Source organism: Streptomyces sp. NBC_01446, assembly GCF_026340095.1.
Lineage (GTDB): Bacteria > Actinomycetota > Actinomycetes > Streptomycetales > Streptomycetaceae > Streptomyces > Streptomyces aureus.
Genome location: NZ_JAPEPO010000001.1, coordinates 7,530,135 through 7,553,211, shown reverse-complemented (window position 1 = coordinate 7,553,211; position 23,077 = coordinate 7,530,135). Strand labels below are relative to the sequence as shown.

The window sequence follows — 23,077 nt, the reverse complement described above, 5'->3', positions numbered from 1 at the left end:
AGCATCCATGGAAGCGATCCTAACCGAACCTAAGTTTACTTTTCTATACTCAGCGCGTAGCGTCGTTACCAGGACATCAACCCAGCCGCGCGTCAGAGACGGTGTGCGGCAATCACCTGAGAAGGAGCGCCACCATGGGAGTCAGTCCAGAAGCGCAGCAGTTCGCACAGTTCCTCGAAGGCGTGAGCGCGAAGTCGTCGACACCGGGCCTCGACCTGGCCGTCGTCCGCGACATCGTCGACTCCAACCACAAGGCGTCGACCGAGCCGGAAGGCGTCACCTACGCAGAGGTCGACGCGGGCGGCGTCCCCGCCCTCTGGGCCATCCCCCAGGACGCCGATCCCGACAAGGCACTGCTCCACTTCCACTTCGGCGGGTCGGTCACCGCCTCGATGCACTCGGACCGCAAGGCCGCGGGGCACATCGCGAAGGCGGCAGGAGCCCGCTCGCTCGTCGTGGACTTCCGCCTGGCGCCCGAGCACCCCTACCCGGCGCAGCTCGACGACGCCGAGACGGCCTACCGCTGGCTGCTCTCGCAGGGCTACGAACCGCACAACATCGGCAGCACCGGCCACTCCATCGGCGGGACCCTCGCGGTCATGCTGCCGCTGCGCCTGCTCGCCAAGGGGGAGGCCACCCCGGGCGCGATCGTCAGCGTCTCGCCGTGGACCGACCTCACCATCCAAAACCCTTCGGTCGACGAGAACGAAGACAACGACAAGATGCCCAGCAGGAACACCCTCGAACTCTTCCGAGGAGCCTGGCTGCAGGACCCCGCCGTGGACTTCACCGACCCCAGGATCAGCATCGCGAAGGCCGACCTGACCGGCCTGCCGCCCACCGCCGTCCACTACGGCGAGTACGAGACCCTCGCCGACGACGGCGCCGAACTCGCCCGCCGGCTCGCCGACTTCAAAATCACTTCCGAGGTCCACCCGCTGCCCGAAGGACAGCACTCGTTCGTCCTGGGTGCGGGGCGCGTGCCCGAGGTGAACCGGGCCATCCAGCAGATGGGCCAGTGGCTCCGCCAGCACCTCGGCAACTGATCAGAACAGTTACCCGAACAAACGCACCCATCGTGAAGAAAACACTGAAAAAGATCACGCGGAAGGCTGGCTGACATGAAGGCATTCGTCGTCGAAAAGTACGGCAAGGACGGCGCACGAGTCGCAGAGGTAGCCGAGCCCACCGTCGGGGGCCGTGACGTGCTGGTCAAAGTGAGCGCCACCAGTATCAACCCGCTGGACAAGATGGTCCGCAACGGGGAGTTCAAGCAGCTCCTGAAGTACAAGACTCCGTTCGTGCTCGGCCATGACGTGGCCGGGGTCGTGACGCAGGTCGGCTCCGCCGTACGCGGCTTCAGCGTCGGCGACGAGGTGTACGCCCGTCCGCGCGACCTGCGGATCGGAGGCTTCGCGGAGTTCATCGCGATCGACCAGGACGACGTCGCGCCCAAGCCGGCCTCGCTGACCCTCCAGGAGGCAGCCGCAGTGCCGCTGGTGGCTTTGGCGGCCTGGCAGGTTCTCGTCGACCGTGCCCACGTCAAGCCAGGCCAGAAGGTGCTCATCCACGCCGGCGCCGGCGGCCTCGGGTCGACGGTCATCCAGCTCGCCAAGCACCTCGGCGCCACCGTGGCGACGACCGCCCGCGCCGATTCCGAGAAGTTGGTCAGGAGCCTCGGCGCCGACGTGGTCGTCGACTACACCAAGGAGGACTTCTCGAAGGTGCTGTCCGGCTACGACCTGGTGCTGGACTCCGTGGGCGGGGCGAACCTGGAGAAGTCGCTGACCGTGCTGAAGCCCGGCGGCCTGGCCATCAGTGTCGTCGGCCCGCCGGACGCCGGGTTCGCCAAGCAGCTCGGCGCCCCCTCGTTCATGGGTGCGGTCATGAACATTCTCAGTCGCAAGGTCCGCAAGCAGGCCAAGTCGCTGGGCGTCCGGTACGAGTTCTTCTTCATGCAGGCCAACGGCTCACAGCTGCGCAAGCTCGGGGCTCTCTACGACAGTGGGAAGCTCCGCCCTGTCATCGATCGGACCTTCCCGTTCGGCCAGACCCTCGAGGCGATGGCGTACGTCGAGCAGGGCCGCACCAAGGCCGGCAAGGTCGTGGTGGCGATGGTGCCCGACAACGGCTGAAACCAGCCCGGCCGCGGGCCTGCCTGTGACCGGGCGGTTGGTCTCCGGCATTCTGCCTGTCCGTGTCGGCCATCACGAGATGTTCATGCCCGACAGCGTGCTGTACGCCGTCACACCCCACGGTCCCTGGATGCCACAAGGAGTTGTGCGATGGGAATGTACGAGGATGCCTTCCGTGCCAGTACCGAAGACCCGGAGAACTTCTGGCTGACGGCGGCGGAGGGCATCGACTGGGATGTCACTCCGCAACGCGCCCTGGACTCCTCGGGCGCCCCCTTCTACCGCTGGTTTCCCGATGGGCGGCTCAACGTCTGTTTCAACGCCGTCGACCGGCACGTCGAAGCCGGCCGGGGCGAACAGCCCGCGCTCATCTACGACTCCCCCGTGACCGACACCCGGCGCACCTACACCTACGCCCAGCTGAGGGATGAGGTGGCGACCTTCGCCGGGGCGCTCGCGCAGCTCGGCGTGGGGCACGGTGACCGGGTGGTGATCTACATGCCGATGGTTGCCGAGGCAGTCATCGCGATGCTGGCCTGCGCACGTATCGGCGCGGTCCACTCGGTCGTCTTCGGCGGATTCGCTCCGCGTGAACTCGCCCTCCGTATCGACGACGCAGCCCCCAAGGTGGTCGTCTCCGCCTCCTGCGGCATCGAGGGCAACCGTGTCATCGCGTACAAGCCACTGCTCGACCGGGCGATCGAACTCACAGTCCACAAGCCGGAAAAGTCTGTGATCCTGCAACGCCCGCAGGAGCCAGCCGAGTTGGGCCCCGACGACCTCGATTGGTCCGACCTGGTCGCCGCCGCATCGCCGGCCGACTGCGTTCCCGTCGCTGCCACCGATCCCCTCTACGTCCTTTACACCTCCGGAACGACCGGAAAGCCCAAGGGAGTTGTGCGCGACTGCGGCGGCTACGCGGTGGCCCTGCACTGGTCGATGGACGCCGTGTACGACGTGGGCCCTGGCGAGGCGATGTTCACCGGTTCCGACGTCGGCTGGGTCGTCGGGCATTCGTACATCGTCTACGCGCCCCTGCTGGCCGGTGCCACGACCATCCTGTACGAGGGAAAGCCCGTCGGTACGCCCGACGCGGGCCAGTTCTGGCGCGTTGCCGACGAGTACCGGGTCAAGACGATGTTCACGGCACCCACTGCCTTCAGGGCCATCCGCAAGGAGGACCCGAAGGGCGCGCTCGCCGCCGACTACGACCTGTCCCACCTGCGCTACCTCTTCCTCGCGGGCGAGCGCCTCGACCCCGAGACCTATCACTGGGCGAGCGCTCTCCTGGGCGTCCCGGTGATCGACCACTGGTGGCAGACCGAGACCGGCTGGCCCATCGTCGCCAACCCGGTCGGCATCGAAGCCGCCCCCCTCAAGCCCGGCTCCCCCACCCTCCCACTGCCGGGCTGGGACGTCCGCGTCGTCGATGCCTCGGGCAGGCCAGCACCACTGGGCGTCGACGGTGCGATCGTCGTGAAACTCCCCCTGCCACCCGGTGCACTGCCCACCCTCTGGAATGACGACAACCGCTATATCTCCTCCTACCTCTCCGCTTACGACGGCTACTACCTCACCGGCGACAGCGGACACATCGACGATGATGGCTACGTCTTCGTCATGGGCCGCACTGACGACGTCATCAACGTCGCCGGACACCGCCTGTCGACCGGCAGCATGGAAGAGGCCCTGGCCGCCCATCCCGATGTCGCCGAATGCGCCGTCATCGGCGTTGCCGACGCCCTTAAGGGACAGGTGCCGCGTGGCTTCGTCGTCCTGAAGGCCGGCACCGGCCGCGACCCGAGAAAGGTCGAGGCCGAACTCGTCCAGCTCGTCCGCGAGCGCATCGGCGCCGTCGCTTCCCTCAAGGACGTCGCGGTCGTGGCCGCCCTGCCCAAGACCCGCTCCGGCAAGATTCTCCGCAGGACGATGCGCGGCATCGCCGACGGCCGCGACGAACCCATCCCCTCCACGGTGGACGACCCCCGCGTCATCGACGTCCTGCGTCCTGTTCTCCGCCGCGCCGGGCACAACCCGTGACCGGCTGACACGACCCGTCCAATGGTGGGCGAAGCAAGGCGACCACCGACTCCGTGCAGCGCGGCCCTCGACCGGGTGTCGGTCCACATCGGAACGAGCCGCTGCCGCCGGGAGCCCTGGCCTTACGGGAGTTGGCCGTTCGCGGAGTGCACCAACACGGCGTCCAAGCCCACCCTTGCGCAATCCACACCGATCACCTGAGGAAATCACCCATGATCAGTGCCCTTTGGCACCCGACCGTCGCCGGGGACATCCCCCTTCCGCACCGGCTCGCGATGGCCCCTCTGACTCGCAACCGGTCCACCCCGGAAGGGGTACCGACCGAGCTGAACGCCGAGTACTACGCCCAGCGCGCCTCGAACGCCCTCATCATCACAGAAGGTACGCAGCCCTCCGCCGACGGGCAGGGCTACCTGCTGACGCCTGGCATCTACACCGAAGAGCACATCGCTGGGTGGCGCAAGGTCACCGATGCCGTGCACGGGGCCGGTGGACGGATCGTCATCCAACTGGGGCACGCCGGACGGATCTCCCATCCCGACAACACTCCCCACCGGCGGCAGCCGGTGGCCCCCTCCGCGATCAGGGCCGCGGGCGTCATCATCACCGCATCCGGGCCCCAGGAACTACCTCTGCCCCGTGAGCTGTCCACCGAGGAGGTCACCTCGACGGTCGACGACTTCCGCCGCGCCGCTGCGGCGGCCATAGCGGCCGGCGCCGACGGGGTCGAAATCCACGGAGCCAACGGCTATCTGGTGCACCAGTTCCTCTCCACCAACACCAATCAGCGCACCGACCGCTACGGCGGCTCCATCGAGAACCGCATCCGCTTCGTCGTGGAGGTCGCCACGGCCGTGGCCGACGAGATCGGCGCCGGCCGCACCGGCTTGCGGCTCTCGCCCGGCAACCCTTTCGCGATCAACGACGTCGTGGAGAGCGACACTCACGAGCTCTACCCGGAGCTCGTCCGCGCCCTCGCCTCGCTCAACCTCGCTTACCTGCACCTCGCCCACGGCGGCGACGAGGAACTGCTCGCCACTCTCCGCAGGTTGTGGCCGAACACGCTGATCCTCAACCGGGCCGGCACCGACATCCCCACCCGCGCCAAGGACGTCGAAGACGGTCTGGCGGACGTCATCACCGTCGGCTCCATGACGCTCGCCAACCCCGACCTGGTCGAGCGCATACGCGCCGGCGCGCCGCTCAACTCCCCCGACCCCGCGACCTTCTACGGCGGCGGCGCGGCCGGTTACACCGACTACCCCGCCCACGCCGCCTGACGAAGCCCCCGGAAGCCGAGGAAATCTCTGACTTCGGGCGCCTCGGCCTGACTACGGCGCACGTCGCCGGCGACCGCAAATGGTGCGGGTCGCCTCGACGTGCGCCGTAGTCGTTCCACATCACACACCCTGGAGTTCCGGCAAGGTCAAGGGCGTCTTTGGCGCGTCGAGCGCCATCACGCGGCAACACAGACGCTATACATTTCATATAGTGCTTGCTAGCGTTCTGCTTCATGACGCAGGCGCCGCCGGGCGGGCATCGGGCGTGGCGCGCTGACGATTCGTGACGCCCACGTCATCTCACAGGACCGAGAGAGCGTCCGGGGTAGCCGCCCTCGCGTTCAGGGCATCAGCACTGCAGTCCCCGCATCGGAGCAGCGAACCGCAACCCGGTCGCTGCGGGATTTGCGGATGCCCACAGCCAGGCGGTTGACGGAAACATCGACGGAGCCCTCCGACGTATTCGCGGATCTCGCCGCGGCCGCGTGTCTCCGAGCGTCGTCGTGCGTGTTTGGCACATGGTTCCTGGTTCGTCGCCTCTGCCTCGAGCCAGGCAGGCCGGAGAACGTGAACTCCCTTCGCCCGGACCCGAATTCGGACTCGCCGCACTGAACGTCGACGCGGGCTAACCATCCCCATGACTGAAGACGAGGCATCCGCATGACCACATACGAACTCGACGGCAAGGTCGTACTCATCACCGGCGGCACCGGCGGACTCGGCAGCGCGACGGCTCGGGCTCTCATCTCCCGCGGTGCGCAGGTGGGAATCATAGATCTGCATCCCCAGACGCCGGAAATCGCCGCACGCATCGCACCGTCCGGCGTGGTCGGCATCACGGCAGACGTCTGCGACGCCGACGCACTCCATGATGCCGTCGGCCTCATCTGCGAGCGGTTCGGCCGGGTCGACATCGCGATCGCGAATGCCGGCATCATGGGGCACGGTTCCACATTCCGCACCATGTCCGCACCCGCGGCCGGCAAAGTGCTGGCCGTGAACATCAACGGTGTCATCAACACCGTGAACGCAGCCATGAAGCAGATCATCGCCAACCAGGGTCAGATCGTATTGATCAGTTCGGTATTCGCCTTCCTCACCGGCACGGGGGCCATTGCCTACGCAATGAGCAAGGCTGCTGTTGAGCAGCTCGGACGGGGGCTGCGAGTGGAGCTCGCCCACCACGGCGCCTCTGCGACCACCGCGTACTTCTCGCTGATCCAGACGGACATGATCAGGCAGGGCGTCGACGAGGATCCGACCATCGCCGAGCTTTTGTCGAGGACCGCACCTCGCGCCCTGCTCAAGCGCATCGAGCCGGACAAGGCGGCACATGCCATCGCGGATGCCATTGAGCATCGATCACCCCGCGTGATCCGGCCGGCTCGCTGGACGCCGCTGTCCGTGCTGCGCGGGGTCATCAACCCGGCAATTGACGCGCGGATGGCACGTGACGCCAAGGTGCGCGCCCTTCTGCGCAAGCTCGAAGCGCGCTGAGCCGGGCGGCTGTCCGGCCAGGTCGCGGCGCGGGCTTGCACATCTCGCGCAGTCCGCTAACCACGTCTTTGGGAAGCGTCGCGCCTAGCCTGGGCGCGGCGGACGCCGCTCGCCATGAGATCAGACACCATCGAGTTCGGCGCGTTGGCCCGCGCCGAACTCGGAGGATGCCGGCGGCCATCCGCTTTCGCGGAGCGAACGGCAGCGGTGTGTTACACCGCGTCCATCGTGTGACCCTCGCGTTGGCCCGGCGTGCGGGCAAGGCGGCCGCCCCCTCGGGGCGCGCCAGTAGGGTGGATCACATGGGAGCGCTACGCACATACGGGCAGGCCTGTCCGCTGGCCGCAGCCATGGACGTCCTCGGTGAGCGTTGGACCGTCCTCATCCTGCGAGAACTCCTGCTGGGCCCGAAGAGGTTCACGCAGATCCTCGGCCGCATGCCCTCCATCGGGCCGAATCGTCTCACTGACCGGCTTCGAACCCTGCACGCGATTGGCGCCATCTCCAAGTCCGAATCGGCAACGGAGTACGCCCTGACCGAGTTCGGCGAAGGGCTCAGAGTCCCCATCATCGGGCTCGGGCTTTGGGGCCTGCCTCTGATGAGCGATGGCGTGGATCCCTTGACTGCCCGCGCGGACATGGTCGCTCTGTGCATGACAGTGGCGACCAGCCCCCGTCGCCTGGCTGGCCTTGCTCTTGAGTGCGACGTCGACGCCGGCGCCGGCGAACGGTTCTCCATGACCGTCAGCGAAGGAGCGCTCCTGGTCCGGTCCAGACCGTCAACCTCGTCAGCACCCACGACCGTGGCCTGCGACGCGGGAACGTTCATCGCGCTGTCGCTCGGGACACAAAAGCCGTCCGCCGCCTGCGAATCCGGTCGGCTCGCGATCGACGGCGATGTCGAGGCGGTCGGTCGCCTCTTCGATGCCTTCGCCGACGCAGCCCAAAGGCACACGGCAGCCCAGTCGGCGTGATCCGGGCATTTCGGAGCCGACTGGGCTGCACGCGGCGAACGTGAGATCGCGTGAGCCTCAGGCGCCGCGCTTGCGGCGGAAGGACGTGCTGCCGTTTCGTCGCACCATCGAGACAGTGGCGGCAAGACGCCCGCGACCCAGGTCGGGTTCGAGGCCGGCGCCCAGCCGGTGCAGTTGGTCCGCGTGCCAGCTGAGGTCGAGCACACCGTCAAGTGCCTTGAGGTCGGCGATCTTGCCGAGCACACGGCGCATGCCGTAGCGCATCTGGTGTGCGACGACTGCCTCGGCGCGACGCGTGAGGAGGACGTCCGCGGCGTCAGGCGTCGTGGCGGTGGGCCGGCCGATCCCGACGACGTCGCACTCTCCCGTGGCGACGGCGTCCTCCATCGCGTCACGGGAACGGAAGCCCCCCGTGACCGCCAGCGGAATGTCGCCCACCAGGCCGCGCACCGTGCGGGCGTACTCCAGAAAGTAGGCTTCGCGGGCGCGCGTCGACGCCGCGGCGGAGCCGTTCATCGCCGGCGACTCGTAGCTGCCGCCGCTGACCTCGATCAGGTCGAGCCCTTCCTTCGCCAGTGCCGCGACGACTGCGCGGGACTCCCCCTCGGTGAAGCCACCGCGCTGGAAGTCGGCCGAATTGAGCTTGACGGCGACGGCGAAGCCGGGGCACACCCGTGACCGGATGCGGCGCACGATCTCGAGGAGGAAGCGCATCCGGCGCTCAGGGTCGCCACCCCACTCGTCGTCGCGCCGGTTCGACAGCGGCGAAAGGAACTGCGAGACCAGGTAGCCATGGGCTCCGTGTACCTGAACCCCGGCGAAGCCGGCCGCCTCGCACACCTCCGCCGCGGTCGCGAACCGCTCGACGATGTCCTCGATCTCCACAGACGTCAGCTCGCGGGGCTTGGTGGCGCCCGGCAGGTTGAGCGCGACCGGGCTGGGCGCGACCGGTGTGTGCCCGAGTGCGAGCATGTTGGACTGGCGGCCCGGGTGGTTGAGCTGCACCCAGGTCGGAATGCCGGCGTCCTTGGTCGTCGCGGCCCATCGGGTGAGTGCTGCGAGATCGCGGTCGTCCTCTATGACGATGTTGCCCGGCTCGCCGAGCTGGGTGCGGTCGACCATGACGTTGCCGGTGATGATCAATCCGTACCCGCCCCGGCTCCAGGTCCGGTAGAGCTGTTCCAGGCGATGGTCCGGGGCGTTGCGCTTGTCGGCGAGAGCCTCGCTCAACGCGGACTTCATGATCCGGTTCGGCAGCACTTGACCGTTGGGCAGAGTCAGATGGTCGGGCAGGGAGCTCATGGGTTGTCCTTCTGTGGGGATGGGTGTGTTGGCATGGCACGTCGATATGACCGAGGCGCTCGGTCGCCTCAGCCATGACAACGTCCGGCGTACTCAGGCGAGTTCGCGTTTGAGGATCTTGCCGGTGGAGGTCACGGGCAGTTCGTCGACGAATTGGACGACGCGCGGGTACTTGTACGCGGCGAGGCGCTCCTTCGCCCAGGCGGCCAGCTCTTCCTCGGTCGTGCCGCTCCCGGTTTTCTTCACCACGACGGCTTTGATCTCCTCACCGTGGGAGGCGTGCGGTACCCCGATGACGGCGACCAGCGAGACGGCGGGGTGCTCCATGAGCACTTCCTCGATCTCGCGCGGGTAGACGTTGAAGCCGCCACGGATGATCATGTCTTTGGACCGGTCGACGATGTAGTAGAAGCCGTCCTCGTCCTTACGGGCTAGGTCGCCGGAGCGGAACCAGCCCTCCTTGATCACTTCGTCCGTGGCCTCGGGCCGTCTGTAGTAGCCCTTCATGACGTTGTGTCCCTTGATCGCAATCTCCCCGATCTCGCCGGGACCGTCCTTGACCGCGGACCAGTCGTCGCGGATGAGCTTCATCTCCACGCCCGGGATCGGCACCCCGATCGACCCGACGCGGGGCTCCTCCCCGAACCGGGAGAAGAAAGCGATCGGGGAGGTCTCGGACAGTCCGTATCCCTCGAGGATCGTGACGCCGAAGCGGTCCTTGAACTGCTTGTGGATCTCGGCCGGAAGCGCTGCACCACCGGCCACCGCCACACGAAGATTCGCGGCCAGGCGGGCGACGTCGACCGTGTCGTCGAGTGCCGCGAGAAGACCCCAGTACATCGTCGGAACGCCGGCGAAGAACGTCACGTCATGGGTGAGCATCAGACGCAGGGTCGCCCGCGCCTCGAACCTCGGCTGCATCACGATCGTGCCACCGAAGGCGAAGGCGCCGTTTTGGATCACGGTCTGGCCGAAGGCATGGAACAGCGGCAAGGCGCACAAGTAGGTGTCGGGGCGCTCGGGATCGGCGGCGAACAGGTCGATGCCGGTGAGCGCGTTGTCGTACACGTTGCGGTGACGCAGCTCCGCACCCTTGGGCCGACCTGTCGTGCCGGAGGTGTAGAGGACCACCGCGGTGTCGTCCTCGTCGCGTTCGACTGTCCGGAACGTCTCGGGCTGCTCGGCGACGACCGCGGCGTACGACTGAGGCGTCCCGTCCCCAGTCCACGGCGCGCCACCGCCCTCGATCAGGAAGAACTCGGTACAGCCCTCGGCCGCCCGGAACCCCTCCCATGCGGCCTGCCCGATCGGCAGCTCCGGCGTACCCGCGAAGGCGAAGTACGCCTTCGCGTCGGAGTCGGTGAGGTGATAGGCGACCTCGCGGGCCTTCAACAGCACGTTCAGCGGCACGACCGCCGCCCCGGCCTTGAGGATGCCGAAGTAGATGCTGGAGAAGTGGGGAAGGTTGGGGCAGGACAGGGCGACCTTGTCACCCGGCCGAATGCCTCGGCCGACGAGCAGGTTCGCGACCCGGTTGGCCGCGGCGTCGAGGGCGCTGTACGTGATCCGGTCGTCACCGAAGACGATCGCGATGCGCTCCGGGAATCGGGACGCGGAGTCCGTCAGCAGTCGGGACACGTTGCGGCTCGGGCTGAGCATCATTGCTCTCCTGGTTCTGGGGGTGTGGGCAGTCCGTCTAGCGGAAGGCCGGAGGCGGCACGAAGCCCTCCACTTCCCGGCCCAGCAGTGCGGCGAACTCGATGGTGGTGAGATCGCCCCCGCCGGGGCCCATGGCCTGCAGACCGATGGGCAGTCCGCTCCTGCCTCTGCGCACCGGGATGGTCGTCGCCGGACTGCCCGAGATGTTGGCTACGGCGTTCCACTTGACCTGGTCCCAGTAAGGACGTCGCACACCCTCGACCTCGTAAGACCGCCCGAACCGGTCGATCAGCTTGTTGTGGTGGGCGGGGGCGGCCGTCGGGGCTACGGGCATGAGCACGATGTCGAAGTCCTGGAAGAACTCGAACCACCGCTGCCGGAGCTCGTTGCGCATCGTGTGGGCCTTCAGCCACTGGTAGTGGGACTGGAAGGTTCCCCGCAGGGCGGGACCCGCGTCGCCGCGCGGATTCTGGACGAGCCGGGCCAACAGGGCGGCGTTAGGGGCAGGGGTGAGACCGGTGCGGTCGTAGGTGAAGGCGCCGTAGACCAACGGCAGGAACGCCTGCTGGTTCGTCGCGATGTCGGCGGGGAGGCCAGCCGGTTGGACTACGACCTTGGCACCGGCCGACCGCAGCACGGTGAGTACGTCGTCCACGGCTCCCGCGACGTCGCTGTCGACCGGGCACGACGGGTCCTCGCTCCAGACGGCGACCCGGAAGTCGGCGAGCCTGGTCGCGCGCGGCGGTGCGAGCGTGTAGCTGAAGCCGTCGTCGTAGTCGGCGGTCCCGACCGTCGCCTGCAGGATCGGGACGAGGTCGCGTGCGTCGCGGACCTGCGCGCCGCCGCAGGCCATGTCGGCCTCTGTCCACCGTCCCGCGCCGGGACCGTTGGGAACATGCCCGATGAGGGGAATCGACCGCCAGGTCGACTTGTGCCCGTACAGGCCGGTGTAGTGGGAGGGGATCCTGGTCGATCCGCCGATCTCCGAGCCGAAGTCGAATGCGGCGAGGCCCGCGGCGGTGGCGACGGCGCCGCCCCCGGCGGACCCGCCCGAGGTGCGGGTCGTGTCCCACGGGTTCGACGAGGGACCGAACACCGGGTTGTCGGCCTGGACGTCCTGGTTGCCGGGCGGCATGTTGCTCTTGCCCATGATCACGGCGCCCGCCGAACGCAGCCGCTTGACAGCCTCGGCATCCTGTTCGGGCACGTGGTCCCGGAGGTCCCTGCGTCCGCAGACGGTGTGCATCCCGGCTGTCTCGAAGCTGTCCTTGACCGTGATCGGCACACCGTGGAGGGGCCCGAGGTCCTGCCCCGCCGCTCGTGCGGCGTCCGCCGCCCTGGCCTCCCGGCGGGCTCGCTCGGCATCGACGGTGATCACGGCGTTCAGTGCCGTGTTGTGGGTGGCGATTCGCTCGAGGTAGAGCTCGACGAGCCCCTGGCTCGAGACCTCTCCCGAGGCCAGCGCGCGCAACTGTTCCACGGCGGATCGGAAGGCGACGTCACTCACGGCATGCCTCATCCCTGACGGTGGCGGATCGACGGGAATTACCTGTCGATCATAATATTACGTGCGACAGACCATAGACTAGGATGGGATGCCAGGCAACGGCCCCGCGGAGCGAATGGAGGAACCTGTGGCGCGCTACGCCAAGGAGCACAAGCAGGTGACGCGGCAGCGGATCATCGAGAGGGCCGGCCAGCGGTTCAAGCAGGACGGCATAGACGGCGCCGGCATCTCCACGCTGATGTCGGACGCCGGGCTTACCAACGGTGCGTTCTACGCCCACTTCTCATCCAAGGACGACCTCGTCTCCAACGTCGTCGCGCAGGAACTGCGCACGCAGGCCGAGAGATACGGCACGCTGCGACCGGGACGCCCGGGACTCGAGGACCTCGTTCGCGAGTACCTGTCGCACGAGCACAGAGACCACCCCGACGTCGGATGCCCCTCCGCCGCCCTCCTCAACGAGATCAGCCGCTGTGGAGGCGCGACCAAGCAGGCCTACGCAGAAGGGGCACGGGCCATCCTGGACGAGATCGCCGCCCGGCTGAGCCCGGAGGATCCGCAGTCCGCACGGGGTAGAGCCCTAGGGCTCTTCACCATGATCGTGGGGACGATGCAACTGGCCCGGGCGCTCTCAGATCAAAAGCTCTCCGACGAGGTCCTCGAGCAGGGAATTGAGAACGCTCTCGCGTTCTTGCATTGAGGAGCACGGTCAACTCGCAACGGGGCGGGCACCCGCCGCCGCGCCATCCGTGAGGAAGTCGACCGAGAGCGGCGGCGGTCTCGTTCGCCCGAGCGGGCGGTGAACCGCCCGCTCTCGTCGTCACTGAGAAAGTCTTCACCGGGTTCCTCCGAGGATGCCCGGCCTTCAGGCCGGGGAGGAGTCGGAGTCCTGCGGGGCAGGACAGGAAGTAGGGGTTTCGCCCCCAGGGCGAAAGACCGTCCACCGCGTGTCGGGGTGAGCGTGCCGACAGCGGTCAAGAACTCTCGACTGTCAGTCCTCCCGGGTAGGTTCGGGTGTATGACGAGTGGAGCGATCACGCAGGGGGCCGGGCATGCCCGGTACACCTTTCGTGTGCGCCTGTCGGCCACGGCCCGGCGCGCGCTCGACGCCGAGTGGGATCGCTGCCGGTGGCTGTGGAACGAGTGCGTGGCCAAGTCCAGGCAGGTCCACGCGCAGAGCAGAGCGGGCGGCGAGAAGCTGACGTGCGGTCCGGCCCAGCTCGACAAGCTGCTGACCGAGGCCCGCAAAGTGACGCCGTGGCTGGCTCAGGGCGCGTCCGTGCCGCAGCAGCAGGTGATCCGCGACTTCACCAAGTCGAGGGCGAAGGCGCTGAAGGACATCAAGGACCGGCTTGCGCAGCACCGTCGGGCGGGGATGCCCCACTTCAAGCGCAAGCGGGACGCCAAGCCGGGCATGAACTACACGAAGCGCGGTTTCCGGCTTAAGGACGGCCGCGTGCACCTCGCGGGCGGGATCGTGCTGAGCGTGGTGTGGTCGCGGGACCTTCCGGCCGACCCGTCGAGCGTGCGCGTGTACCAGGACACGCTTGGGCATTGGTACGTGTCCTTCGTCGCTCCCGCGCAGAGCGAACCGCTGCCCGCCACCGGGCGGGTTCTCGGGGTGGACTGGGGTGTGAAGGAGACGGCCACCACCACGGATGACGCCTACGACCTCCCGCATGCCGGGCACGGCAAGCGGGCCGCGCAGCGGCTCGCGAAGTACCAGCGGATGATGGCCCGGCGCCGGCGCCCGAAAGGGCAGCCCGCATCCAAGGGTTATCGGAAGGCGCAGGCACAGGCCGCCAAGGTGCACAAGAAGATCGCGAGGCAGCGTGAGGACACCGGCCGCAAGTGGGCCACGTCCGTGATGCGCGGCCATGACGGGGTTGCGGTGGAGGACTTCCGGCCGAAGTTCCTCGCGAAGACCACGATGGCCCGCACAGCGGCCGACGCCGCCATCGCCGCGACGAAGCGCGCCCTGGTCGAGATGGGCCGCAAACACGCACGGGACGTCCGTCTCGTGCACCCGGCGCACACCACGATGGAATGTGCGCAGTGCGCAGCGAGAACCAAGCACGCACTCCCTCTCTCGATGAGAACGTATGCCTGCACCGTGTGCGGAGCCGTGTCCCCCCGGGACAAGAACTCCGCCCGCGTGATGCTGGTCCGGGCAGGTTGGAACCCGGACGGTGCTGAGGGCGCAAGACCACCTGAGCCGCCGGCTCGGGTGGCGGCCTGAGCCGTAAATCCCCGCTCAGCCCTGGAGGGTGGAGAATCTCCTCCCTTCAGGGAGGGGAGCCTTCAACCTCATCCCGGAGGAAGGGCTGGGCTGAAGGGATCCCTTATGACTGCCGCGTAAACGCGGGGCCGCCTGGCCACCAAGCGACGCTCGGTATCGGCCCTTTGCACATTGCCGTTCGCCAGGCGACCCGGACGCCACAGTTCGGCGAGTTCGCACGGGGCTTCACGGCCCTCAAACGCCCTCAACTCACGGACACCTACTACCGCTCAAGGAACTCGAGAGCTGTCTCCACGAACTGCCCGTGGTACTGGAAGATGCCGCCGTGGCCGGCGTCGGGGTAGATCGACAACTCGCCGTTCGGCACCCGGCGAGCCAGGTCGACCGAGTTCTTCGTCGGCACCATCCGGTCGCTCTCACCGTTGGCGACGAGGACGGGCTGGTGGATGACAGAGAGATCGTGAGGCCGCTCCGTACCCCAGCGGCGAATGGCCTTGAGCTGGGCGCTGTACGAGGTGAGGGAGATCGCCTTGTCCCGGCCATCGGTGCGCTCCTTCAGGCGGGCCAGGAACTCCTTACCGCCTCGGCGCCCGTTGGCAGTGCGGGTGAAGAAGAGGAACTGCTTCGGGTCCTGGAGGGTGAGCAGACCTCGGACAGTGTCGAAGTGGGACAACCTCGTCACGTTCTTGATCCCCTCGCCCCCAGCAGGCCCCGTGCCCGTGAGGACCAACTTGCGGACGAGCTGCGGTTCGGTCTGCGCGATCACCTGGGCGATCATGCCGCCCATCGAGAAACCGTGGAGGTCGACATACTCGAACCCGAGCGCCCGGATGAAGGTGATCGCGTCCTTCGCCATTGCCTGGATGGTGCGCGGCGTCGAGCCGCTGGAAGCGCCAACGCCCCTGTTGTCGAATGTGATGACCCGGCGTCTGGCGGCGATGCCGTCGACAACCCGGGGGTCCCAGTTGTCGAGGACTGCGGCGAGGTGGGTCAGAAATACCACCGGGACACCGGACTGAGGACCGAGCTCGCGGTAGGCGAAGGTCACTCCCCCAGCCGTGATGGTCCGCGTAGGTGCGTTCTGGTACGACGTCACGCCGCCGCCTCGTGTTCCTTGTGCGTCATTCACGGCCGTGTCCTTCTGGGTGTGGGGGGACGATTCTGTGAGCGGCGTGCGCCAGCCCCTTCCAAGAGGCTGAGGGCCCGGATCAGCCCCTGCGCCGCCCACCTGCGGATGCAATCTGCGGGGCCGGCAGTCGGAGACTGCGGGAAGCGGGCCCCCTACTCGGAGCCTCTACCTGTCTCACCGATAATTAAAGTATGACCGTACTTCCATGTGGACGCAAGGCGGCGGAAAGAGGTCGGATACACCAAGCGCGCCCGCCAGCCGGACAACGTTGCCGCGTTGTTCCTGATGGCTGAGCGCGGTGCGCCAGGGCCTGGTCGAAGCCGCACGATGATCACGGCCGGGAAGATCGACGGATCTGCCCCACGAGGTCACGGCGCCGTGAGGCAGGGACCGTTGGCCGATCGCGTTGGTTACCTCCAACAGACAAGGCAGGCGCCGCCTCACCTAGACGCGAGGTGACGCCTGCACCGATCGGGCTCCCACGTCGACGGGTGCCGGCGGTTCGGCCGGCCTGGCCGGCTTGGTCAGGCGGCGAGGAAGGTGGCCACCTGAGTGGCGAACTCCTCGGCGTGCTGGAAGAGGAAGGCGTGGCCCGCGTCGCTGTAAAGGACGAGGGTGGCGTTCTCGAGGTGCTGGACGGCGACGTACGAGGCGTAGGCGGGGATCATCACGTCGTGCAGACCGTTGGCGTACAGGACGGGCTGCTTGATGGACTCCAGCTCTGCCTTCACCTGGTCGAACGGAACTTCCAGGAGCTTGCCGACCGCGGTGAGCATGCCCAGCGCCGCCTCCTCGGAGATCGCGGGGCCGCCGGCGGCGAGCCGGGTCGAGACATGACCGAAGTGCTCCTGCCCGGAGGCTCGGGCCGCGTCCGTCTCGGGGTAGAAGAGATACAGCACGTCGTCCGTGTCAGCATCGGGCTTGGCCATGATGCCCAGGACCTTCTCGCTCATGTCCGGCGCTCCCGGCACCCAGCCGGCCGGGCCGCTGCCTGCCACGATGAGCTTGCGCACCAGCTCGGGGCGTCGCACGGCCACACGCTGGGCCACGATGCCGCCCAGGGACCAACCGAGGAGGTCGGCCTGCGCGAGGCCGAGCGCCTCGATGAATTCAATGGCGCCCTCGGCGAAGCCGTCGAGGGAGTCACGCGGCTCGCCGTTGGTGTAGCCAACACCGACGTTGTCGAACACGATCACATCGTGGTCGGTGGCCAGGTAGTCGAGGAACTCCGGGTCCCACCAGTCGATGGTGCCGCGGAAGCGGTTCAGCAGGACCAGCGGGACTCCGCCCCGCGGACCCATCCGCCGGTAGGTAAATGTCGCCGAGGGACCCTCGACCTCAACGTCCTTGGCTTCGTCCGCCAGATACGTGCTCATGATGTCCTTCTCCTGCTGGTTGATAGGCATGGTCTTTCGCGGCTCCGCTCTCGCGCACCGCGCCGAAAATGTTGCTGTCGAAGACGCCACCTGCCCGACAGCCGGCGCCCGATGAACCGACACCGGTGCTGTCGACCACTCCGTCGATCCACCGAGCCGCTCGATCACGGCGGCTGCCGATGCGGCGCCAGTGACGTCGAGGAAGTCGGCCGTCGGGAAACGACTCGTCCCGATCACCTCGAAATTCGCCTGGCCGGCCTCCAGGACGGGCCGCGCCCCCGACGTATTGAATTATGATCGTAATGTTAAGCGGCAGGGAGCGACGAACGCAAGAGAATCCTCACGACAGGCTGGGTCGTTCTCACCCCTCAACGCCAAGATGGAGCACGTGAGCCTGGTGCTGGGCGTTCGCTGACGAAGGCGCCCGGGGCACACATCTCACGAGACCAATGCGGCGCGCTCCTCCCGCACCGGCGTGCGGAGGTCACGAGAGAGCGGCGACAGGCGGATAGGGACAGGCGGGAGCGCGGTAGCGCTCCAGCGGGAACGTTGCGCGGGCGGGCGGCGACTGAAGGCGGCAGCGAGCTGGACGACGAACGGAGTGGGGCCCGAAGGCTTCGGCGGCTCGACGGGGGCGAGCTGGGGCGAGTTGTGCCAGCCGGTGGTTCCGGTCTCTCCTGTAGCACGCAATGGTGTCGGCGCGACGAAGGAGGCCGTCCCGGCAGAAATCAGAAGCTTCGGCCGCGTGCGGTGAAGTTGGCCCGCACGCGGCGCTCCTCAAGCCAGCCCCGGCCCGCAGCGTCACGACCTTCGGTATGAGTCCAGCGGTCGCCGCTGACAATTCGACCTGCCATGGCGCCACCCACCGCCATTCCTCTCCCCTGGGTTCCGCCGGGCGGTGTTCGCCACCAGCCGCAATGCCGCGGGCCGCTACCTCGCCGACGTCGTCCTCGGCACGACCCAGGCGCCGACCGGCTCCTACGTCGACCGCAGCCGCGTGGACCGCTCGTCGGAGGAGTCCTACGACCCACGGCGCGAAGGCGAGCTCTGGGAGGCCGCCGAACGGCTCACCGAGGCGTCGCTGTCAGGGCAGAAGCGCTCTCAGATGACGTGATGAGCGGTTCACCCCCACAGACCGAGCAGCGACCGAATGGCCCGACTGGAGCAGTGAAACGCAACCCCTGATGATCAAGGTTGTCGAAGCCTTCGATCACGAACAGGGGTCGCGTTCGCGTGCAATCCTCCCTGCTCGATGTTCTCCAGCGCCACCGCGGGGACGTCGACCTGTCTGCCGATCTGTCCGAACTCGCCTCGCTGTCCGACGTGTTGTCCCGGACCCCTGATCCGCGACGGGTGCGGGGTCGCCGCTACCGGCTGGGCTCGCTGCTCGACCTCGGTCCGGAAGCGGGCGGGCACGTCTGACCGCCGCGAGGCGGCGGTCAGGCCGGTGTCCGTCAGTCGAGGGCGCGGCGGCGTGACACGCACATGGACCGGTCGCCGGCCTTCCAGAGCGCGCGGGGGGCGAGCGGGGTCCCCCGCACGGCACCGGCCGGGCGTTTTCCGCTGGGTCGCCCAACGCACCGTCCGGAACCGTCCGTCCGGTCGGCCCCGTTCCCCGTGCGGTGATTTCCAGGGGGCTGGGGCTGGCGCGCTGTCGGGGCCCGTCGGGTCCCGACCGCGTCACCTCGCTTCGGCCGTGACCGTCGGCTCCTGCCGGGGGCTGCGCCTCCGCCCGACGTGGTGGAAGAACAGGTTGAGGACCACCGCGGCGAGCGTGCCCAGCATGATCCCGCTCTCGAACAGGATCTGCAGCTGCCGGGTCGGCATGTGCTCGGCGAACTGCGGATACGCGGTGGGCAGGAAGCCGATGCCGAGGCTCGCGGCGACGAGCACCGTGTTGCGCGCCTCTGAGAGGTCGGCCTTGACGAGGATCTGCATGCCTACCACGACGATCGTGGAGAACAGTACGAGGGTGGCGCCGCCGAGGACGGCCGGCGGCATGGCCGCAACCACCGCCCCCACCTTGGGAACGAGGCCGAGGAGCAGCATCATCACGCCGCTCGCCGCGACGATCCAGCGTGAGGTCACGCGGGTGAGGCGCAGCAGGCCGACGTTCTGGCTGTAGACGGTGGTGGGGAAGGAGTTGAGCAGTCCGGACGCCACCGTGGCCAGGCCGTCGGCGCGCAGGGCGCGGCTCATGTCGCGTTCGTCCACAACGCGTCCGGCGATCTCCCCGATGGCGAAGAACTGCCCGACCGACTCCACGGCGATGATCACCATGACGAGGACGATCGCCAGAACCGCCATGACGTCGAAGCGGGGCATGCCGTAGTGCAGTGGCGGCTGTATCCCGAACCAGGCGGCGTCGCCGATGCCGGAGAAGTCGGCCCGCCCGGTCAGCGCCGCGACCACCGTGCCCGCCGCCAGGCCGAGCAGGATCGCGACGGAGGTGACGAAACCCTTGCCGAACCGGTAGAGGACGACGATCACGGCGAGGGTGACGGCAGCGAGGCCGAGTTGGACCGGGGCACCGAAACCGGCCGCGTCCGGGCTGCCACCGCCCACCTGCCGGGCGGCCACCGCCATCAGGGTCACGCCGACGATGGTCACGATGGTGCCGGTGACCAGGGGCGGGAAGAACCGCACGAGACGCCCGAAGACCGGCGCGACCAGGAAGAGTACAAGCCCAGCCACGATCACCGCGCCGAACACGGTCGGCAGCCCGGCGCGTGCTCCGCCCGCCGCCACGCCGACCGAGACGAGGGACGGAACGGCCGCCGTCGACATGCCCTGCACGACGGGCAGCCGGATGCCCACGCCGGGCAGGCCCACGGTCTGCAGCAGTGTGGCCACACCGCAGGCGACGAGAGCGGTGTTGACCAGCGAGGCGGTGTCCGCCGCGGACAGGCCTATGCCCTGGGCGACCAGGAGCGGCATGACCACGGCGCCCGCGTAGAACGCCAGGACGTGCTGGAGGCCGAGCGCGAGGAGCCGCCACCACACGGGCACGGCGTCGACGGCGTCGCCGCCGGAAGCCGGGCCCGCATCCGCATCCGCATCCGCGCCGCAGCGCCCGTCGGTGGTGCTCGTGTGCCGCGCCCCGGCTGCATGCGGGGTACGGGTGCCCGGCGAATCCGTCGGCCCCTTCTCGTCGGCCGCGTGCGTGGCCGGAGTACCGCCCGGTGCGTGCGTCGTGTCCGTCATGACGTCCCCTCCAGTCGTCCTGTCCTGTGCCGCCACGGTGTGGTGAGCGTGCCGAAGCCGGCGCGCTCCACCAGGCGGTGCGCCCGTTCGCGGGTCCTTGCGCTCAGCTCTTCCTCGTCGATGCCGGGGCAGTGGCCGTCCTCGTAGACGACCCGGCCGCCGACCAGCGTCATCACCACGTCGCCCGCGCGGGCCGAGTACACCAGTGCCGACACGGCCCGGTGCACGGGCTGCACCGCCACGCCGGTGAGGTCCACGACAGCCAGGTCCGCCAGGGCGCCGGGGCGTAGGACGCCGGCGTCCGGGACACCCGCGTACCGGGCACCGTCGCGGGTGGCCGCCTGCAGGACGTCCTCGCAGCGCGCCCCGGCCGGGTCGAGGGTGGCCAGGCGCTGCGCGAACAACGCCTGCTTCATTGCCTCGAACATGTCCTGCCGACCGCCGGCGCTCGGCCCGTCCGTGCCGAGTGCCACCACCGCGCCGGCCTCGCGCAGCGGACGCCAGGGCATCGTGCCGGAGGCCAAGTAGGCGTTGGAGCAGGGATTGTGGGCGACGTTGGCGCCGGCCGCGCCGATCGCCGCCGTCTCCTCATCGTCGAGCCACACGGCGTGGGCGAGGGTCGCACTCCCGTCGAGCAGGCCCTCGCGTGCCAGCCAGGTCACCGGGCGTACGCCGTGGGTGTCCAGGTAGCTCTGGGGGTCCTTGGCGCCCTCACTGCAGTGGGTGTGCCACCGGGTCCCGTGCTCCCTGGCGAGGGCGACCGCGCCGCGGACCAGGTCCTGGTCGGCGTAGGAGAGGTTGAGCGGGCCCGGCCAGACGCGGACGCGGGCGTCGGGGCCGCGGGCCGCCATGCACTGACGGGTCAGGTCCAGTTCCTCGGCGGTTCCGTACTGGTAGAGCGCGTCGGGCAGGCCACGCGCGTCCGCCACCTTGGTGCGGTCGCCGAGCATGCCCCGGGCGACCGCGCCGCGCAGCCCCACCTCCTCGATGGTGTCGGCGACGGCCAGAACGGTCTCGGGGTCGCTGGGCGCGTAGTGGTGGTCGACGACGGTGGTGATGCCGGCGCGGGCCGCCTCGACCGCGCTCAACCGGACGGCGGTCTGGGCGTCCTCCGCGTCGAGATGTATGGCGTAGGGCCACATGAACTGGTTGAGCCAGGGCCAGATCGACTCGCCGTCACCGATGCCGCGGGCGAGGGACTGGAAGAGGTGGGTGTGGGCATCGGTGAAGCCGGGCACGATCGCCCGGCCCCGGCAGTCGACGGTACGGCGCGGCTGCCAGCGGGCGTCGACCTCCTGGGCCGGGCCGACGTCGACGATCCGGTCGCCGTCGACGGCCACCGAGCCGACGGTGTATACGGTGCGCTCGTCGTCCACGGTGACGACCTCGGCGCCGGACAGGAGGAGAGCACAGGGGCGCGGTCCGGGCTGTTGTTCGGGAAGCGGTCCGGGCTGTTGTTCGCGCAGTGGTTCGGGCATGGGAGTACCCCGCTTTCGGTCCGGGGGTGGGCGACCGCCGCCGCGGCCCACGCGCATCGACGCGGGCGCGGCGGCCGGCCGCCGGAGGCAGAACGGCGGAGGAGGCGGGGTCAGCCGCCGAAATTGGCGGCGATGCGCTGCCGCAGGTAGTCCTCGGCCGTGATCGGGGCGTGCCGCCCGTCCGGCGAGCTGATCACGGCGTCCCGGTCGGCCTGGGCGAAGTAGGCGATCGAGTAACGCGGTCCATGGTCGCCATCGGGCGCGGGCGGGGCGACGCGGTGGAAGTTGGACAGCAACCGGTCGCCGCTCCATCGCATCAGCATGTCCCCGATGTTGCAGGTGATCAGGTCGGAACTGGCCGGCACCGGGGTCCAGGCCCGGGTGTCGGCCTCGCTGCCGGGGCACACCTGCAGACCGTCCTGGCCGTCCCGCTGGAAGAGCAGGGTCAGGCAGTCGAAGTCGGTGTGGGCCCCGGCCCGCCAGGCACCGTCGGAACGTCCGCGGGCCTCCTCGGGGACGGCGTAGTAGTGCAGCAGGCGCAGCGTGCTCTGGTGAGCCGGGCTTGCCGGGTCGTGCCGTTCGGCGAAGAAGTCCCGCGCGAGACCGAGGCGTTCGGCAAAGCAGGACAGGACCTGCATGGCGAGAGCGTGGCAGCGCGCCTCGAAGCCCAGGAGCGTGTCGCGGAAGCCGGCCAGTTCGTCCTCGTCCGGCCACAGGCCCGGCATGTGCGGGCGGGTGAGCTGGTAGGACTCCTTCTCGTCGGGCGTGCCGGTGGAGGGGCGCACCTGACTGCGGTACTCCCAGCCGGCGTTGAGGTCCTTCTTCAGCGCCTGCCCGCGCTTGGTCTCTTCCGGAAGCGCGAAGTAGGCCTCGGCGGCGGCGAACGCGGCATCGGTCTCGACGCCGGTGAGGCCGTGGCCGGACAACTGGAAGAAGCCGGTCTCCGTGGCGGCCTGCCACAGCTCGTCGGTGATCTCGGCGCGGCGGCGGTCGAAGTCCGTCAGGTCGACGACCTTGATTTCCCGCGCCTCGGTCGCGGTGCCCGCGGCCCGGCCCATGAGCCGCTCCCGGTCGAGTTCCGCTTCCGCGTTCGGGACGGCCGGTGCGTAGTGATTGGTGGGCAACGTGGTTCTCCCTGTTCGGGGTGGCCCGGGCTGTGCCGGGCGCACGGGGGGAACGAAGCGCGGTCACCGCCCCCGACGCTTCCACCGGCCCGCTCGCGGCGGACCGGGCACGCTCGCGCCCGGCCGTACTGCC

Annotated in this window: 18 protein-coding genes; 10 read left to right on the top strand and 8 right to left on the bottom strand. The window is 68.7% G+C overall.

Features of this window, described 5'->3' with window-relative positions; genetic code table 11:
- Positions 1 to 134: 134 nt before the first annotated feature.
- The 6 genes from OG456_RS34070 to OG456_RS34045 all read left to right on the top strand — a co-directional run bounded on the left by OG456_RS34070 (position 135) and on the right by OG456_RS34045 (position 7,926).
- Entirely contained in the window at positions 135 to 1,046 is a 912-nt protein-coding gene (locus OG456_RS34070) for an alpha/beta hydrolase (protein ID WP_266567826.1), read from the top strand.
- A gap of 75 nt (positions 1,047 to 1,121) precedes the next feature.
- Positions 1,122 to 2,135 (top strand): NADP-dependent oxidoreductase, encoded by a 1,014-nt coding sequence (locus OG456_RS34065; RefSeq protein ID WP_266567824.1) that lies wholly within the window; start codon positions 1,122 to 1,124, stop codon positions 2,133 to 2,135.
- Positions 2,136 to 2,285: 150 nt separating this feature from the next.
- Positions 2,286 to 4,175, top strand: a complete 1,890-nt coding sequence (locus OG456_RS34060) for a propionyl-CoA synthetase (RefSeq protein WP_266567822.1) — start codon at positions 2,286 to 2,288, stop codon at positions 4,173 to 4,175.
- Positions 4,176 to 4,387: 212 nt separating this feature from the next.
- The gene (locus tag OG456_RS34055; protein WP_266567820.1) at positions 4,388 to 5,455 is read left to right on the top strand and encodes an alkene reductase; all 1,068 of its coding nucleotides are present in this window, start codon (positions 4,388 to 4,390) and stop codon (positions 5,453 to 5,455) included.
- Positions 5,456 to 6,115: 660 nt separating this feature from the next.
- The gene (locus OG456_RS34050) at positions 6,116 to 6,952 is read left to right on the top strand and encodes an SDR family NAD(P)-dependent oxidoreductase (protein ID WP_266567818.1); all 837 of its coding nucleotides are present in this window, start codon (positions 6,116 to 6,118) and stop codon (positions 6,950 to 6,952) included.
- A gap of 350 nt (positions 6,953 to 7,302) precedes the next feature.
- Positions 7,303 to 7,926 carry a winged helix-turn-helix transcriptional regulator gene (locus OG456_RS34045; RefSeq protein ID WP_266567817.1) on the top strand — a complete coding sequence of 208 codons (624 nt, stop codon included), beginning with the start codon at positions 7,303 to 7,305 and terminating at the stop codon, positions 7,924 to 7,926.
- Positions 7,927 to 7,983: 57 nt separating this feature from the next.
- Here OG456_RS34045 and OG456_RS34040 read toward each other — a convergent pair whose 3' ends face one another.
- From OG456_RS34040 to OG456_RS34030, 3 genes are all read right to left on the bottom strand, one after another.
- The gene (locus tag OG456_RS34040; protein WP_266567816.1) at positions 7,984 to 9,228 is read right to left on the bottom strand and encodes an NADH:flavin oxidoreductase/NADH oxidase family protein; all 1,245 of its coding nucleotides are present in this window, start codon (positions 9,226 to 9,228) and stop codon (positions 7,984 to 7,986) included.
- Positions 9,229 to 9,321: 93 nt separating this feature from the next.
- Entirely contained in the window at positions 9,322 to 10,890 is a 1,569-nt protein-coding gene (locus OG456_RS34035) for a long-chain fatty acid--CoA ligase (protein WP_266567815.1), read from the bottom strand.
- Between the two features lie 34 nt (positions 10,891 to 10,924).
- Positions 10,925 to 12,394 (bottom strand): amidase, encoded by a 1,470-nt coding sequence (locus tag OG456_RS34030; protein WP_266567813.1) that lies wholly within the window; start codon positions 12,392 to 12,394, stop codon positions 10,925 to 10,927.
- 127 nt (positions 12,395 to 12,521) lie between these two features.
- Between OG456_RS34030 and OG456_RS34025 the strand changes: the two genes are divergently transcribed.
- Together OG456_RS34025 and OG456_RS34020 are read left to right on the top strand one after the other, a co-directional pair.
- Entirely contained in the window at positions 12,522 to 13,094 is a 573-nt protein-coding gene (locus tag OG456_RS34025; RefSeq protein ID WP_266567811.1) for a TetR/AcrR family transcriptional regulator, read from the top strand.
- A gap of 318 nt (positions 13,095 to 13,412) precedes the next feature.
- The gene (locus OG456_RS34020; protein ID WP_266567809.1) at positions 13,413 to 14,633 is read left to right on the top strand and encodes a transposase; all 1,221 of its coding nucleotides are present in this window, start codon (positions 13,413 to 13,415) and stop codon (positions 14,631 to 14,633) included.
- Positions 14,634 to 14,895: 262 nt separating this feature from the next.
- Here the strand turns inward: OG456_RS34020 and OG456_RS34015 are convergent, their stop codons facing one another.
- Positions 14,896 to 15,762 carry an alpha/beta fold hydrolase gene (locus OG456_RS34015; RefSeq protein ID WP_266567807.1) on the bottom strand — a complete coding sequence of 289 codons (867 nt, stop codon included), beginning with the start codon at positions 15,760 to 15,762 and terminating at the stop codon, positions 14,896 to 14,898.
- A gap of 524 nt (positions 15,763 to 16,286) precedes the next feature.
- Complete coding sequence (locus OG456_RS34010) at positions 16,287 to 17,168, bottom strand: alpha/beta fold hydrolase (RefSeq protein ID WP_266567805.1); 882 nt, start codon at positions 17,166 to 17,168, stop codon at positions 16,287 to 16,289.
- Positions 17,169 to 18,036: 868 nt separating this feature from the next.
- Here OG456_RS34010 and OG456_RS34005 point away from each other — a divergent pair.
- Both OG456_RS34005 and OG456_RS34000 read left to right on the top strand, forming a co-directional pair.
- A complete protein-coding gene (locus tag OG456_RS34005) occupies positions 18,037 to 18,252 on the top strand; it encodes a hypothetical protein (RefSeq protein ID WP_266567803.1) in 216 nt (71 codons plus the stop codon).
- A gap of 119 nt (positions 18,253 to 18,371) precedes the next feature.
- A complete protein-coding gene (locus OG456_RS34000; RefSeq protein ID WP_266567801.1) occupies positions 18,372 to 18,560 on the top strand; it encodes a hypothetical protein in 189 nt (62 codons plus the stop codon).
- Between the two features lie 258 nt (positions 18,561 to 18,818).
- Here OG456_RS34000 and OG456_RS33995 read toward each other — a convergent pair whose 3' ends face one another.
- From OG456_RS33995 to OG456_RS33985, 3 genes are all read right to left on the bottom strand, one after another.
- Positions 18,819 to 20,342, bottom strand: coding sequence for a nucleobase:cation symporter-2 family protein (locus OG456_RS33995; RefSeq protein ID WP_266567799.1), 1,524 nt, complete (start codon positions 20,340 to 20,342; stop codon positions 18,819 to 18,821).
- Positions 20,339 to 21,820: an amidohydrolase gene (locus OG456_RS33990; RefSeq protein ID WP_266567798.1), complete on the bottom strand. Its 1,482-nt coding sequence runs from the start codon at positions 21,818 to 21,820 to the stop codon at positions 20,339 to 20,341. The genes OG456_RS33995 and OG456_RS33990 overlap by 4 nt, the downstream gene beginning before the upstream one ends.
- A 110-nt stretch (positions 21,821 to 21,930) precedes the next feature.
- Positions 21,931 to 22,878 (bottom strand): 2OG-Fe(II) oxygenase family protein, encoded by a 948-nt coding sequence (locus tag OG456_RS33985; RefSeq protein ID WP_323136415.1) that lies wholly within the window; start codon positions 22,876 to 22,878, stop codon positions 21,931 to 21,933.
- Positions 22,879 to 23,077: the final 199 nt, after the last annotated feature.